Raw genomic sequence first — 13,890 nt, forward strand, 5'->3', positions numbered from 1 at the left:
GGATGAGCCTGGTGTCGGCGTTCGTACCGATCTGGGTCCTCACCGCGGTCGGTTACGCGGCCTGTCGCCGGGGCCTGCTGGGCGAGGCGGTGGCGACGGTGCTCGGCCGGTTCGTGTTCCACCTCGCGATGCCGTGCGCCCTGTTCCTGGCCCTGTCCCGAATGCCACTCTCCGGCTTCGCCGGCCGCTCGCTGCTCGCCTTCGGGATGAGCACTGCCACGGTCGTCGGGTTCGGCTGGGTCGGCGCGAGTTGGCTGTTCGGTCGCACGCCCGGCGAACGGCCGATCTGGGGCATGGCCGCCGGTTACGTGAACTCGGCGAACCTCGGCATTCCGATCGCGACACAGGTGCTCGGCGACGTGTCGTTCCTGGCGGAGGTGGTACTGCTACAGGTGCTGGTGGTGACGCCCGTGGTCCTGATCGCCCTGGACCGGCACAGCGACCCGGCCGGGCGGATACGGTTCCGCCGCATCGCCTCTCTACCGGTACGCAACCCGGTGATCCTGGCGTCGCTGCTCGGTGTGGCGTGCTCGGCTGCCGACCTGCGCCTGCCGTCGACAGCCGACGCGTCGCTCACCCTGCTGGCGGGCGCCGCGGTTCCGACCGCCCTGGTCGCGCTCGGCGCGTCGCTACACCGCCCGGCGGAGTCGCGGGCAGAGTCGGGCGACCTGGCCGAGCTGGCCGTGATCGCCACGCTGAAGCTCGTCGCGCAGCCGGTGATCGCGTACGTGGCCGGGCTGGCCCTGCACCTGTCCGCGCCGCAGATGCTCGCCGTGGTGGTGTGCGCGGGCCTGCCGACGGCGCAGAACACGTTCATCTTCGGCCAGGAGTACGGCGTCGGCGAGACCATCGCCAACCGGGCGGTGGTCGTGACCACGACGCTGTCGCTGGGCACCCTGGCCGCGACGGTGGCGCTGCTCGGATAGGCCTGGGGGTACGCGTACCCAGGAGAGCCTGAGTATGCCTGCCGATCCATCGGTCGCCGACGACACAGAGGATGGCTTGCATGCGAAGGACACTGATGATGGTGACGGCCGTGATCCTGGGGCTGGTGTCGGCGAGCGGGCCGGCGGTGGCGCAGCAGCGGCCACGGGGGATCCCGGACCGGGTCATGTTGCAGCCGGACGATCTCGGCGGAGCCGTGCCAGGGCCGGTGGAGGACGGGCTGGTGTGGTCGCTGCTACCCCAGCCGTGCGCGGACACGCCCGTGCCGGGGCCTGTCGTGAGCCGCACCCAGGCGGCCGATCTGGGCACCCGGTTCCGGATCTACGAGAACGTCGCCCGCTACCGCGGCGATGGGGCACGCGCGTACATCACCGAACTGAAGGCGCAGCTCGCCCGGTGCGGGGTGGGTGGCGACGAGGAGGGCTTCGACCCGGTCGCCGAGGACCACCTCGGGCCGGACTCGGTGCTGTTCCTCGGCACCTACGACGAGGGCGACCGCTACGTCGGCTATGTCGCCGTAGCGGTCGGCCATTACGTGGTGGTGGTCATGATGTCGGACTCGTACCTGGGGGCGGCTGACCTGACCACATTGAACGGACTGGCAAGCGCCGCGCGGAACCGGGCAGCTGCGGCGTGACGCTTTCGGAGGCCGGCCCTCTCGGGAGGGCCGGCCTCCGGTCGACACACAGGTCGTGGCGGCGACCACGTCAACAGTCGGTCCAGCGCACCGGGAGCAGTCGGGAGCCGTTGACGGAGCCGACGACGAGGCCGTCGTCGGCGATTTGCCAGGCACTGGTGATCTGTACGTCCGGGATGGCGCCGGGCAGGGTGACGAGCCGGTCGCCGTGATCGACGGCTCGGGTGCCGAGCACCGCGCCCTGACTGTTGACGTCGTTCGGCGAGCCCAGCGCTGGGTGCACGGCGGTGGCCACGCCAGTGCGCAGATCCCAGCGCACCAGGGTGCTCTCCTCGTCCTCGCTGCCGGTGCCGAAGCCGCCAACCGCCCAGTTGCCTCGGGCCGCTTGGACCCGCGCCCACCGGGCACCGGGCACGGTGAGTCGATCGGTCGTCCCGTCGAGATGGCGTACCCAAGCGAATACGGGGGTGCCGCCGACGATGGTGCCGTCGTCGAAGATCTCCGCCGCGCCAGAGTTGGACGGGGCGTCGATCACCTCGACGGTGCCCGGTCGGTCGGCGGGCCAGAGCAGCGGCAGAGCCGTCTCGGTCTCCTCGACGGCGCCGGTGCCGACGATGTCACCGCGCGAGTTGATGCTGTGCACCGAGACGTTGGCGACCACTGGCGGGACGGATAGCCACTCCAGCCGCCCCTGCACATAGCGCCAGGGGCGGTAGACGTCGCCGACATAGGCAGTGCCGATGGCAACGCCATACCTGTTGATGCTGTAGACCTGCGGCTCCGTCTGGAATTCCACGACGGTGAGGCGGGGTTGGTTCCACACCCCGGGCCGCGTGGCCCAGAGCAGCAGCAGCGGCTGTCGATCCTCGCCATCGACTCGGTAGCCGGTACCGACGATGAACCGACCCGTCGGGTCGACCGCCCGAGCGTCGCCATTCAGGTCCCCGGGCAGGGGCAGTGGCCGTAGCGTGCAGGCCGACACGGTTCGCGCCTGCGGCCCGGCCGTCGCGACGCCGGGCAGGCCCAGCGTTGCGATGAGGACGCCAGCGGTCAGACCGGCCAGGAAACCTTTACCAACAAACCGGGTCATCTCTGCCTCCAGTGACGCGCGGTGGTGATGTGCTCACACCAAAGCACGCCGACGTCGCCACCGGAAGTCCTCCGCCGGTAGCTGTGCAGGCCGCCGGGTCGGGGTTGCTGTGCCAGGTCGCGGCCCGGTCCGGATCGACCGGGCCGCGATGGTGATCCCGGCTGGTTGCGCCAGTCTCGCGGTCAGGGCAGCGCCTTGAGGTACGGACCGTGGTTCAGCCGGAATTCCCAGGAGTAGTAGCGGTCCCAGTTGATCGACCAGGTCATGAGGCCCCGGAAGTTGGGATTGGTTCCGCTGCGCGGGTTGTACGCGCCGCAGTTCTGGCCTCGGACCAGGCAGTTGACCGCCTGCTGCACGCCGGCCGGGGCGAGGTAGCCGTTGCCGGCGCTGGTGGAGGAGGGCGTGCCGAACGCGACCTGGTCCTCGCGCAGTGCGGGGAAGACCGCGTTGGCGTTCCCGGCCACGGGGAAGCCGGCCAGCAGCATGTCGGTCATCGCGATGTGGAAGTCGGCGCTGCCCGTGGTGTGGTACTGACCATCGAGCCCGACGATGGGGCCGGAGTTGTAGTCCTGGACGTGCAGGACGGTGAGGATGTCACGCAGCGCGTAGATCACCGGCAGGTACGACCCGGCCCTGGGATCCTGGCCGCCCCAGGGGCCTGAGCCGTAGAACTGGTAGCCGAGCTGCACGAAGAACGTCTCCGGGGCCATCGTGAGCACGAAGCCGCTTCCGTAGCGCTGTCTGAGCTCGCGGATCGCCGAGATCAGGTTCACCACGACCGGGGTGGTCGGGTTGCGGAAGTCGGTGTCGCCGGTGTTGAGGTAGAGGGAGTGGCCCTCGAAGTCGATGTCCAGGCCGTTGAGGCCGTACCGGTCGATGATCGCCGACACCGAGCGGACGAACGTGTCACGGGCGGCGGTCGTGGTGAGTTGCACCTGCCCGTTCTGACCACCGATGGACAGCAGCACCTTCTTGCCCTGCTGCTGCTTGGCGCGGATCGCCGCCGTGAACTGGGCCTCGGTCTCCACATTGGGGCACTCGGCGACCGGGCAGAGCTGGAAGCGGATGTCGCCGGAGGTGACGGAGGTGGGTTCGCCAAAGGCGAGGTTGACGATGTCCCAGTCGTCGGGCACGTCGGCCATCCGCAGGTATCCGGCGCCGTTGGCGAAGCTGGCGTGCAGGTAGCCGATCAACGCGTGCTTCGGCAATCCCGTGTTCGGCGGCGGGCTCGTGGGCGGTGCGGTGGTCGGCGGCGCTGTCGTGGGTGGCGCGGTGGTCGGCGCTGTCGTGGGTGGCGCGGTGGTCGGCGGCGCCGTCGTGGGGGGTGCGCCACCAACGCACGCCGCGCCGTTGAGTGTGCAGTCGACGGGCGAGCCGGAGCCGGTGGCCAGGAAGCCGAACGACGCCGACGCGCCGGGGGCCAGGGTGCCGTTCCACGAGCGGTTGGTGAAGGTGTGCCGCTGCCCGACGCTGCTGACGGTGGCGTCCCAGTACGAGCCGAGGGTGGTGCCGCTCGGCAGGGTGAAGGCCACCTGCCAGCCGGTCATCGTGCTCGACCCGCCGTTGGTGATGGTGTAGCGACCCTCCCAGCCGGTACCCCAGTCGGACGTCTTGGTGAAGACGGCCGTCGGGCCGGCGGCCAGGGCCGGATAGGCGAAGGTCAGGGTCGCCGCGGCGGCGGAGACCAGGGCCGCCAGGGCAGCCAGCAACGGTGTTCGTAGTCTGCGCGCCATCCGGTCCTCCCGAGGGGTGCCCGACCGAGGGATATCGACGGGAGACTAATTATTAGGTTTGTTAACTGAAGATGTCCAGGGGTGGCCGACCTACACCGAGCGGGTGGACCGGCTCATCGGCCGAGGCCTGGTGTGGCGCTCAGCGCCCGAAGCCGACGCGCGGCAGAGTGGACGCCTTCCACCGAATCCGCCGCACCCTTGGAAACGGTCTTCTAGGCTGCGTGGACGGGCCGCGCCGTTCGACGCAGGCGTCGCGTTGGCGCTCTACGGATCGGTTGGGCCGCTCCCCTCGGCGACCTGCCTCCACCATCCCGCCAATCGGCAGGAGAGCTGCCGCGTCGGCCCGTGACACCCCCAGTTCCGCCCTCGGCTTCTGAGCCCGGCTACCGGTGAGGAGCAGCGGTGACCCAGAGCGAACGGCAACGCCCGGAGATTGTCGTGGGACTGGTGGCAACCCCACCGGACCAGCCGGCCCGAGTGGCTGCGAGGCTCGCTGCGGAGCTGGCGAGCGGGCTCAGCAAGCGGGTGAGCGCGGACGTGCGGTGGACCGTCCGGGAGGGCTGGGGGAAGGTGGTGCCGCGCCGCGACGGCGGCGCGGAGGCGCTGCTCGATGATCTTGCTAGGCGGCGCACGGACGACCAGTGGGACGTCGCCATCTGCCTGACCGACCTGCCACTGCATGCCGAGCGGGCACCCCTGGTCGCGCAGACCTCAGCTCGACGGCAGGTCGGCATGATTTCCCTGCCCGCGCTCGGACTGCGTCAGATGCGCTCGGTCCGCGCAGCCGTTCCGGATCTGGTGGGTCGACTACTGGCCGACGCCTCCGACCACCGGGTGCGACCGGCCGACGGGGCACCAGACGAGGCGACACGGCACGTTCCCGCCGTCCGTCGAGTGATCGGCGGGGCGGAGACCGGTGAGCGGCGTTATCTTGCGTCGGGGCTGATCGGCCGGGCACGTCTGTTGACCGGAATGGTCCGAGCCAACCGCCCTGGCCGCGCGCTGCTGGGCCTCTCCAAGCTGCTGGTCGGCGCCTTCGGCACGGCTGCGTTCGCGCTTACCACGGACACCATCTGGCAGATGGGCGATGCCCTCGGCGGACTCCGGCTCACGGTGATCATGGTGCTCGGGTTGACCGCGTTGGTGGCCTGGTTGATCATTGCGCACGACCTGTGGGAGAAGCCCAGCCGCGAGACGCCGGGTGAGCTGGCACGGCTGTTCAACCTGGGTACGATCCTTACTCTCACTCTGGCCACGGCGGTGTCCTACGTGGTGCTGTTCGTGGGAACGGTGCTCGTCGCGGCGCTGCTGATCGACACCGCCGTGCTCGAACAGGTTCTGCAGAGGCCGGTGAATGCCGGCGACTATCTGGCGCTGGCCTGGATCACCAGCTCACTGGCCACCGTCGGCGGCGCGATCGGTTCAGGGCTGGAGAACGAGGAAACAGTCCGAGCCGCCGCTTACGGCTACCACCCCCAACCAAGCGGCTGGCGGGACGAGAAAGGCGGGGGGCAGTCCCACACCGGAAGATAGTCGCGACGGCAGTATCAGCCGATAGGCCCTACAACATCTCCAGCGGCTGCGGGCCGGTAGGTGGCGGGAACGCCACGTCGAGTGCCCTGATGTCGTCCTCGGTCAGGTGCAGGTCGCGCGCTTCCGCGTTCTCCCGGGTGTGTTCCGAGTTGGACGATCGGGGAATGGCCGCGACCATCTCCTGCCTCAGCACCCAGGCCAGCGCGACCTGAGCGGGCGTCGCCCCGTGCCGGGCGGCGACCTCCGCGACCTGGTCGTGGCCGAGTACCCGTCCCTGCTCGATCGGGGAGTACGCCATCACCGGGATCCGGTGTTCACGTAGCCACGGAAGCAGGTCGTACTCAGGACCTCGCCGGGTCAGGTTGTAGAGGATCTGGTTGGTCGCGCAGTCGTTCCCGCCCGCGTCGAGTAGCTCGGTCATGTCGGAGAGGTCGAAGTTGCTCACGCCCCACTGCCCGATGTCGCCGGCGTCGACGAGTTCGGCGAACGCCTCGATCGTCTCCGTGAGTGGATGTGTGCCGCGCCAGTGCAGCAGATAGAGGTCGATGTGGTCGACGCCGAGTCGTTGCAGGCTGCGACGGCAGGCCTGCACGGTTCCCTTGCGGCTGGCGTTTGACGGCAGCACCTTGTCGACGAGGAACACGTCATCGCGTCGTCCGGCAATGGCCTCGCCGACAAGCTCCTCGGAAGCGCCGTCGCCGTACATCTCCGCAGTGTCGATCAAGGTCATGCCCAGGTCCAGGCCAGTGTGCAGGGCGGATATCTCATCCCGTCGCCGCGCCGGGCGCTCACCCAGGTACCACGTGCCCTGGCCGAGCACGGGCATGGTCCGACCGGAGGGCAGTTCGATGGATGCGGTAGGGAGGGTCATCTCGGCCTTTCCGGGCCTCGGCGCCAGTGGTTGTGTGCGTTACCCGCTTCGGAAGGAAGCAGTCCCGTAGGCGACCTTTCTCCGCACTCTGCCTGATCGCGAGCGGGTCGGCCCGTCCGACCTCGATCGGCGTTCGGCGCTGTTTCCCGGTTTCAACGCCGGGCGCCGCCCATCGGACCTGCCGGTCAGGGCTGGTACTGACCACGGGTGCGGGGAAGCCACTGCGGGTGCTGGTCGCGCAGGTAGCAGAGCAGTCCCTCGCGCAGGTCGCACCGCAGGTCCCAGGCGCTGGCGCCGTCGGCGGCCGAGGCCTGCACCTGAACGACCACCGTCTGCGGCGTGGAGTCGACCATCTGGAGCACCCACTGGTCGCGATCCCACAGCGGGGAGGACTCGACCAGCCGGCGCGTCTCCCGTCGCAGGTCGTCCAGGTCGGTGGTGTAGTCGACGTGAATCTGGATCTTGCCGATCACCCGGGACTCGTTGCGCGTCCAGTTCTGGAACGGCCGCTCGGTGAAGTACGTCGTCGGCAGGATGAGCATTCGCTCGTCCCAGAGCCGGATCACCACATTGGTCAGCTTCACCTCCTCGACCCGGCCCCACTCACCGTCCACGACCAGCACGTCGCCGACGTGCAGCCCGTCGGCGAAAGCGACCTGGACACCGGCGAACGCGTTGCCCAGGGCGGTACGGGCGGACAGACCGATCAACGCCCCGACCACCCCCGCCGACGTCAACACCGAGACACCGAAGAGGCGTACCGGCCGGAAGGTGATCAGGATCAGGCCGATCGCGACGATCGTGACCACGGCGACGGTGAGCCGCCGTACGGGGCGAATCTGCGTCCGAGCCCGCCGGACCCGCCGGCTGGCGACCGGGTCACCCGGCAGCCGACTGAACGCGACCGCCTCGGCGACGTGCAACGCCCTGATCACCAACCAGGCCCCGGACAGAACCAGGGTCACCAGCACGGCGTGCCGCAGGTGACGCTGCCACCCGACCGCATCCAACGGCAGCGTGTAGTACAGCGCCGCCACCAGCAGCACCGCTGCCGCCGGCCGCCGGCAGGATCGCCGCAAGGGCTCCAGCAACCACCGGTAACGGCCGCGGGCCACCTGGCGAATCAGCACGCCGGAGATCAGGTCCACGACCACCGCCGCCGCCAGCGCGGCTACTACGATCAACGCGGTACGCATCAGAGGCCGTTCACCGTGATCCCGATGCCACCCTCCCCCGACTCGCTGCCCGGTCCACGTGCCAGCGTCGCATTCCGGGCAGTGGCAGGCAGCCAACATCGGCGAACAACCACGCCTGTGGCAGCCGTCCGACGGCGCTTCCCCGTCACCCGCTCCCCCCGCTGACGGCGGCCATCATGATCAGGGTGCGCCGCCGCCGTCGACTCATCAGTGCGAAACACGCGGTGAGCACCACCAGCTCCACCTCGGCCCACTCACCCGTGACGTCGACGCGGATCGGCCCGCCCAGTGGGCCGGGGAGGCGTACGGCGAGGCGGTTGCCGTCGCCGACCAGCTCACCTCCGCCATGACCGGCCTTCCAGCGGGTCACCCCGCCGGGCCCCGGCACGTGCGACCGGCCCGGGTCGAGCCGCACCGCCACGCCGTACTGACCCTGGGCCGTGAAACCGATGCGTCGGCGGCCGGTCGGCTCGACCGTCCAGCGGCCGGCGCCGGTGCGGATCTCGCCGCACCGCCAGGTCCAGCCGGTACGCAGCGACGCGCGCGGCCCGGTCGCGCCGGAGTCGAGGACGAAGGCCCCGTCCTGTTTGCGTACGGTCAACTCGGTCATCGCGTCGCCCCTTCCGGGCGCGGCCGGGCCAGGCCGAGGATGAGGATGAGGCCGACGCTCAGGTGCAGCAGCGCGAGGGTCGCCTTCGCTCCCCCGCCGACACCACTGGGTGGGCCGACCACGAGCGAGAGCAGCAGGACCACGACCGCGACCGAGGTCCACCAGACGTGGGCGCGGTTGGTGAAGCGGTGCAGCGCCGCGAGCAGCGCCCACCCGGCCAGTGCCGCGACCGTGGTCGCCGCGATGACCGCGCCCATCGTGACCGGCCGGGTCGAGCCTCCGGAGCGGACCGCCAGGTCGACGCCGGCCACCGAGCGCAGGAGCGCGAACTCGGCCACGGCCACCACGACCGCACCGGCCGCCACCGCGGCTCGTCGAAGGAGAGGGTTGTTCGTCATGGCCTGAGTCTGCGGACCGGGCCGGGTCGGACACGTCGGTCCAGACGCCACGACGCGTACGTCCTCCGGCGACCCCGCGTACTACCAAAGGAGGTGGTCCGGCGCGCGGCGGGCCCAGTAGCCTGCGCGATGTGGATGCCGCGGCGTACGAGGTCAGGCGGCCGAGGACGTGGCGTTGCGTCCCGGCCGGCGTGACGACCCTGGCGGTCGGCGTCCTCGTCGCGACCATGCTCTGGTCCGCCACCCGATCCGGCTCGGACGGTCTGGCCGTCCTCGATGTCGCGCTGGCGGTGACCGCTCTGGTGCTCGTTCCGGTGGTCCTGCGCCACCCGCGGGTCGGTGGGGTGCTGGCCGGTCTGCTCGTCGCGCTGTCCGCGGTAGCCACGCCGGTGGCCAGCTTCGCGGTGCTCTTCACCGCCCGCAACCGGCCGTTTCGGCAGGCGGCGGTGGTCGCGGCGGTCGGCGTGGCGGGCGAGGCGGTGCAGGCGTCCTGGCGGCCGGTGCCCAGCCTGCCGTACGGCTGGCGGCTGGTGCTGATGTCGGTCGCGTACGCGGCCCTGCTCGGCTGGGGCACCTGGGCGCAGGCCCGGCACGCGTTGCTGGCGGCGCTACGGGAGCGGGCCCGGCGGGCCGAGCAGGAGCAGGATCGGCGGGTTGGCGAGGCACGCGCGGCGGAGCGCAGCCGGATCGCGCGGGAGATGCACGATGTGCTGGCCCACCGGTTGTCCCTGCTGGCGGCGGCCGCCGGTGCGATGGAGTACCGGCCGGACGCGCCGCCCGAGCGGCTCAGCGCCGCCGCGGGGGTGATCCGAGCGAGCGCGCACCACGCCCTGGACGAGCTACGCGAGGTCATCACCCTGCTGCGCAGCGACGACGCCGAGGCACCGACCGACGCGCCACCTGGACAGACCCTCGCCGACCTGCCCCGCCTGGTCGACGAGGCGCGGGCCGCCGGGCAACAGATCGAGGTCCACGACCCGCTCGGCCCACCGGACGAGATTCCGCCGCCGGTGGGCCGCACCGCCTACCGCATCGCGCAGGAGGCACTGACGAACGCCCGCAAGCACGCCGCCGGTCAGCCGGTCCGGCTGGTGCTCGGTGGGGCACCCGGCTCCGGACTGAGCATCGCCGTGAGCAACCCGACCACACCGGACAGCGGTGCCACCGACAGCGCCGGCACCGGCCTGATCGGTCTCGCCGAACGGGCCGCGCTCACCGGCGGTCGCGTCGCCCACCACGTTGACGCCGCAGGCCGGTTCCACCTCACCGCGTGGCTGCCATGGCCGACGTGACCACGCCGATCCGGGTCATCATCGTCGACGACGATCCTCTCGTACGGGGAATGCTCACGCTGATGCTCGACGGCGCCGACGGGATCGCCGTCGTGGGCGAGGCCTCGGACGGCGCCACGGCGATCACGGCGGTGGACCGGCACCTGCCCGACGTGGTGCTGATGGACATCAGGATGCCCGGCGTCAACGGCATCACCGCCACCGAGCGGCTGCGCCGCCGCCACCGACCACCCGAGATCATCGTGCTCACCACGTTCGACACCGACGAGCACGTGCTACGAGCCCTGCGTGCCGGCGCGAGCGGCTTCCTCCTCAAGGACACCCCGCCCGAGCAGATCAGCCAGGCGGTGCGCGCGGTGGCCGCCGGCAACCCGATGCTGTCTCCGCGCGTGACGCGCCGCCTCATGCAGCGGGTCGCCTCCGGCGCCGAGTCCTACGAGCGGGCGAACGACCAACTGGCCCTGCTCACACCGAGGGAGCGGGACGTCGTGCTGGCCATCGCGCGAGGCCGTTCCAACGCCGAGATCGCCACCGAGCTGCTGATGAGCGTGACGACGGTGAAGGCCCACGTCTCGCACATCCTGACCAAGCTGGATCTTGACAACCGTACCCAGATAGCCCTGCTCGCCCACGACGGCCGGCTCCTCTGACGCGGCTGGACGATTCCGGGTCCAGGCTTGCCTCACCTGCCGTCCGCTTTCCGGGGCCACTCGGTGGCCTCCGGAAGCGTGTCGAAGATGCGGTCCATGGTGTACGGCTCGTACCTCGACTCGGACTCGGCGATCTTGTCCCAGTCGGAGTCGGTGAACTGGAACATCCACAGGGCGTCCAACTCGAAGTCACCATGCCCCTCGGGAAGGTGCGCGAACTCCTGCCTCATGCCCTCGACGTCGAGGCCGGAGCCCGTCATGTTGCCAGCGAGGTGAGAGCGCGCGGCCTCGTCGAGCATGAGCAGCTCAGCTATGGTGTGCGGCACCGGTGTCACTCCCCGGGCCAGCAGAGCGCACAGGTCGATGCAGGTCTGCGCGAGCCGAACGAAGAATTCCGGCGACTGCGCGATCAGCGAGGGCGGAAAGCCGACCGCCGGGCCTTCGTAGCCCCACATGAGGCCCTCCGCCTGATCGATGAGCACCTCCGCCGTTCCGCTCAGCGACTGGTAGAGCGCGGCGGCCCAGCGGGGGCCCACGTCCCAGACCCCACAGGGGCAAGGGTCGTCCTCCTCGTCCAGGCTCTCCGTCACACATCGACACGATCCGCCGGGACCGCACTGGTTGCTGCCGGCGTCATCGTTTCGGCGTTCGGCGTGCGCCGGACAGCCGTCGCAGTAGTCGCACCCATCGGTGGGGCACGGCGCGACGGGAAACAGTCGCGCCCAGTCGATCCGGCCACCGTCCGCCGGCAGGTCGGGGACGTCGAGTTCGGCGACGAACCAGGTGGCGAGGAAATTCCGTTCGTCGGTGTCGTCGACACGCTGCCGGGCCGCCTGCTCGAGCCCGGCCCGAACGCTTGCGGGCAAGCTGAGCCAGAGGCCGGAAAGAGCTTCCTGTCCCCGCTGCGGGGAATTCAACAGGTTGCAGATGGCGACGGCGTGGTGCGGCCAGTCGACGGTCGCGATGGCGTCCAGTTCGTTGCCGTTGCCTTTGTCCACAATCGCCATGACGCGCGACTTGGTGGTGGTGTGTTGGGGCACGAAGGCGATCACTCTTCTGGGCATGACGACTCCTCCCGAGTGCGCATGAGGGCGCGCTGGGTCGATGAAGAAGAATTCGGGGCCGCGCTGGTTGTCTCGGTGCTTCCGTAGACTCCGCTTCGCGGGAAGGTGAAAGTAGCATGCCTGGGCAGGCACAGGGGCCCTCGCCGATGGGATCACCTCTTCGTCAGGCCACGCCACGGAGGCGACGTGTTCATCGACCAGGAACGGTTCTCCTTCTTGGAGGATCTACGCCGCAACTGGCGCGACATCCGCGACGAGTGCCTCGCCCTGGCCGAGGACTCCTTCGAGCCGTGGGTGCAGCGGCACATGTACGGCGCAGGCTGGAGCGTGTATGGGCTGGTCGCGTTCGGCACTCGCATCGAAGCCGCCCTGTCCGCCTGCCCACGCACCGCCGACGCGCTGCGACAGATACCCGGCCTGACCACCGCCGGGTTCTCCCGCATGACCCCGGGCACCAGGATCAAGCCCCACGAAGGCTGGGTGACCACCGTCTACCGTGCTCACCTCGGCCTGGTCGTACCCGACGGTGACTGCGCACTGCGGGTGGGCAACCAGACCCGGCACTGGCGCGAGGGCAGCATCTTCGTGTTCGACGACACGGTCGAGCACGAAGCATGGAACCGCACCGGCGATTCCCGCACCGTGCTGCTGTTCGATTTTCTGCGTCCGGGCCAGTCCATGGACCAGCTCGACGAACTCCCGCCCGAGGTCGCGGCGCACCTACAAGGCCGGAGCTGACTTTCCGTACCCACGTGGGCAGACGCAGGTCCGCGAGCCGACACTTGTGAGCACACACCATCGTCGATACATAATGGGCTGTGTACTGAGCGCCGTTTCAGCGACCAATGTGATCCGCCGACCCGATGGAGGCCCGTCCATGGCGTTGACCCCGGCGACTGGGGGCGGTAGCGGCGAGTCGATGCCACGCTCGCCGATTCAGTCGCCGAGGCCGGTCAATTCCGACGTCGAGTGGGACAGCTTCGACCCGCAGGCGTATGTCCGACACAACTACGCGGATCTGCGGCCTGACGATCGGGAGATCCTCTGCCACATCCGAGACTTCTTCGGCGAGGCGAAGCTCTCCGACGCGCGGTGCGTCGACGTGGGGTCCGGGGCGAATCTGTATCCGGCGCTGTCGCTCCTCCCGTTCGCGAAGGCCGTGGACCTGTGTGAATGGTCGACGTCGAACGTGAACTGGCTGCGCACGCAGGTCGACAGCTACGACGAGCTCTGGGACCCGTACTGGCAGGTGTGCACGGAGCACCCGGCGTACGCGGCACTGGCGGATCCGCGTCGACGACTGGCACAGGTGGGCCGGGTGGTGCGGGCCAGCGTCTTCACCCTGCCGAGGCACGCCTGGAGCGCCGGGACGATGTTCTTCGTGGCCTGCTCCATCTCGGCGGACCAGGCCGAGGCCGAGCACGCGATCGGTCGGTTTCTGGACGCGCTGCGGCCCAGGTCGCCCTTCGCCGTGACGGTCATGCTCGGATCCGTCGGCTACGACGTCGGTCGGCGGAGGTTCCCGGCCGTGGCCCTGCAACGCGCCGACGTGGTGGCCACCATCGCGGCGGGCGCGTACGACCTGGACGTCCACGAGGTACGGCCCAAGCCGCCGCTGCGGGACGGATATGTGGGCATGCTGCTGGCCACCGGCCGTACCCGCGGATAGCGCCCATGCGTGCCGGCGGAATGCGCCGACCTCGTGCTGTCGGCGCAGCGTGGCGGCGGGGCATTCCCCCCGCGTCCGATTGGCCGGATTGCCGACACGCGGCCATCGAAGCCATTCAAGTGCCACTCGACTGGCCCGCTACCATGACGTTGTACGGCACCGTGGATCATCGTGGGCACGGCCATATCAGCGGTTTCAAGTC

At 70.0% G+C, this 13,890-nt stretch carries 14 protein-coding genes; 7 read left to right on the top strand and 7 right to left on the bottom strand.

Going from position 1 to position 13,890, the window contains the following annotated elements; all coding sequences use genetic code 11:
• Window positions 1-2: 2 nt before the first annotated feature.
• Window positions 3-926: an AEC family transporter gene (locus ACIA3K_RS29290; protein WP_396804821.1), complete on the top strand. Its 924-nt coding sequence runs from the start codon at window positions 3-5 to the stop codon at window positions 924-926.
• Between the two features lie 80 nt (window positions 927-1,006).
• Complete coding sequence (locus tag ACIA3K_RS29295) at window positions 1,007-1,582, top strand: hypothetical protein (RefSeq protein WP_396804822.1); 576 nt, start codon at window positions 1,007-1,009, stop codon at window positions 1,580-1,582.
• Window positions 1,583-1,652: 70 nt separating this feature from the next.
• Here the strand turns inward: ACIA3K_RS29295 and ACIA3K_RS29300 are convergent, their stop codons facing one another.
• Together ACIA3K_RS29300 and ACIA3K_RS29305 are read right to left on the bottom strand one after the other, a co-directional pair.
• Window positions 1,653-2,672: a hypothetical protein gene (locus ACIA3K_RS29300; RefSeq protein WP_396804823.1), complete on the bottom strand. Its 1,020-nt coding sequence runs from the start codon at window positions 2,670-2,672 to the stop codon at window positions 1,653-1,655.
• A gap of 182 nt (window positions 2,673-2,854) precedes the next feature.
• Entirely contained in the window at window positions 2,855-4,405 is a 1,551-nt protein-coding gene (locus ACIA3K_RS29305) for a chitinase (RefSeq protein WP_396804824.1), read from the bottom strand.
• A 402-nt stretch (window positions 4,406-4,807) separates the two neighbouring features.
• On the opposite strand from ACIA3K_RS29305, the gene ACIA3K_RS29310 reads away from it, so the two are divergent.
• Window positions 4,808-5,938: a hypothetical protein gene (locus tag ACIA3K_RS29310; protein ID WP_396804825.1), complete on the top strand. Its 1,131-nt coding sequence runs from the start codon at window positions 4,808-4,810 to the stop codon at window positions 5,936-5,938.
• Between the two features lie 28 nt (window positions 5,939-5,966).
• On the opposite strand, the gene ACIA3K_RS29315 is transcribed toward ACIA3K_RS29310, so the two are convergent.
• The 4 genes from ACIA3K_RS29315 to ACIA3K_RS29330 form a co-directional block, all read right to left on the bottom strand.
• On the bottom strand, window positions 5,967-6,809 hold the full coding sequence (locus ACIA3K_RS29315; protein WP_396804826.1) for an aldo/keto reductase: 843 nt from the start codon (window positions 6,807-6,809) through the stop codon (window positions 5,967-5,969).
• A 185-nt stretch (window positions 6,810-6,994) separates the two neighbouring features.
• Complete coding sequence (locus ACIA3K_RS29320) at window positions 6,995-8,005, bottom strand: mechanosensitive ion channel family protein (protein WP_396804827.1); 1,011 nt, start codon at window positions 8,003-8,005, stop codon at window positions 6,995-6,997.
• A 145-nt stretch (window positions 8,006-8,150) separates the two neighbouring features.
• Entirely contained in the window at window positions 8,151-8,615 is a 465-nt protein-coding gene (locus tag ACIA3K_RS29325) for a hypothetical protein (protein ID WP_396804828.1), read from the bottom strand.
• Entirely contained in the window at window positions 8,612-9,013 is a 402-nt protein-coding gene (locus tag ACIA3K_RS29330) for a DUF6069 family protein (protein ID WP_396804829.1), read from the bottom strand. The genes ACIA3K_RS29325 and ACIA3K_RS29330 overlap by 4 nt, the downstream gene beginning before the upstream one ends.
• 191 nt (window positions 9,014-9,204) lie before the next feature.
• Here ACIA3K_RS29330 and ACIA3K_RS29335 point away from each other — a divergent pair, with 191 nt between their 5' ends.
• Window positions 9,205-10,305: a sensor histidine kinase gene (locus ACIA3K_RS29335; RefSeq protein ID WP_396804830.1), complete on the top strand. Its 1,101-nt coding sequence runs from the start codon at window positions 9,205-9,207 to the stop codon at window positions 10,303-10,305.
• Complete coding sequence (locus ACIA3K_RS29340; protein ID WP_396804831.1) at window positions 10,293-10,955, top strand: response regulator; 663 nt, start codon at window positions 10,293-10,295, stop codon at window positions 10,953-10,955. The genes ACIA3K_RS29335 and ACIA3K_RS29340 overlap by 13 nt, the downstream gene beginning before the upstream one ends.
• Before the next feature lie 32 nt (window positions 10,956-10,987).
• Here the strand turns inward: ACIA3K_RS29340 and ACIA3K_RS29345 are convergent, their stop codons facing one another.
• Window positions 10,988-12,007, bottom strand: a complete 1,020-nt coding sequence (locus ACIA3K_RS29345) for a hypothetical protein (protein ID WP_396804832.1) — start codon at window positions 12,005-12,007, stop codon at window positions 10,988-10,990.
• 198 nt (window positions 12,008-12,205) lie between these two features.
• Here ACIA3K_RS29345 and ACIA3K_RS29350 point away from each other — a divergent pair, with 198 nt between their 5' ends.
• Window positions 12,206-12,757, top strand: coding sequence for an aspartyl/asparaginyl beta-hydroxylase domain-containing protein (locus ACIA3K_RS29350; RefSeq protein WP_396804833.1), 552 nt, complete (start codon window positions 12,206-12,208; stop codon window positions 12,755-12,757).
• A 181-nt stretch (window positions 12,758-12,938) separates the two neighbouring features.
• Window positions 12,939-13,688 (top strand): SCO2525 family SAM-dependent methyltransferase, encoded by a 750-nt coding sequence (locus tag ACIA3K_RS29355; protein WP_396804834.1) that lies wholly within the window; start codon window positions 12,939-12,941, stop codon window positions 13,686-13,688.
• Window positions 13,689-13,890: the final 202 nt, after the last annotated feature.

Origin of the sequence: Micromonospora sp. NPDC051543 (genome assembly GCF_044454415.1) — a bacterium.
Lineage (GTDB): Bacteria > Actinomycetota > Actinomycetes > Mycobacteriales > Micromonosporaceae > Micromonospora.

What these genes read in the sequence shown, in the direction of transcription:
- ACIA3K_RS29355 (WP_396804834.1), top strand. Translation starts at nt 12,939, where the DNA reads ATGCCACGCTCGCCGATTCAGTCGCCGAGGCCGGTCAATTCCGACGTC.
- ACIA3K_RS29315 (WP_396804826.1), bottom strand. Translation starts at nt 6,809, where the DNA reads ATGACCCTCCCTACCGCATCCATCGAACTGCCCTCCGGTCGGACCATG.
- ACIA3K_RS29290 (WP_396804821.1), top strand. Translation starts at nt 3, where the DNA reads ATGAGCCTGGTGTCGGCGTTCGTACCGATCTGGGTCCTCACCGCGGTC.
- ACIA3K_RS29305 (WP_396804824.1), bottom strand. Translation starts at nt 4,405, where the DNA reads ATGGCGCGCAGACTACGAACACCGTTGCTGGCTGCCCTGGCGGCCCTG.
- ACIA3K_RS29300 (WP_396804823.1), bottom strand. Translation starts at nt 2,672, where the DNA reads ATGACCCGGTTTGTTGGTAAAGGTTTCCTGGCCGGTCTGACCGCTGGC.
- ACIA3K_RS29320 (WP_396804827.1), bottom strand. Translation starts at nt 8,005, where the DNA reads ATGCGTACCGCGTTGATCGTAGTAGCCGCGCTGGCGGCGGCGGTGGTC.
- ACIA3K_RS29330 (WP_396804829.1), bottom strand. Translation starts at nt 9,013, where the DNA reads ATGACGAACAACCCTCTCCTTCGACGAGCCGCGGTGGCGGCCGGTGCG.
- ACIA3K_RS29340 (WP_396804831.1), top strand. Translation starts at nt 10,293, where the DNA reads ATGGCCGACGTGACCACGCCGATCCGGGTCATCATCGTCGACGACGAT.
- ACIA3K_RS29295 (WP_396804822.1), top strand. Translation starts at nt 1,007, where the DNA reads ATGCGAAGGACACTGATGATGGTGACGGCCGTGATCCTGGGGCTGGTG.
- ACIA3K_RS29325 (WP_396804828.1), bottom strand. Translation starts at nt 8,615, where the DNA reads ATGACCGAGTTGACCGTACGCAAACAGGACGGGGCCTTCGTCCTCGAC.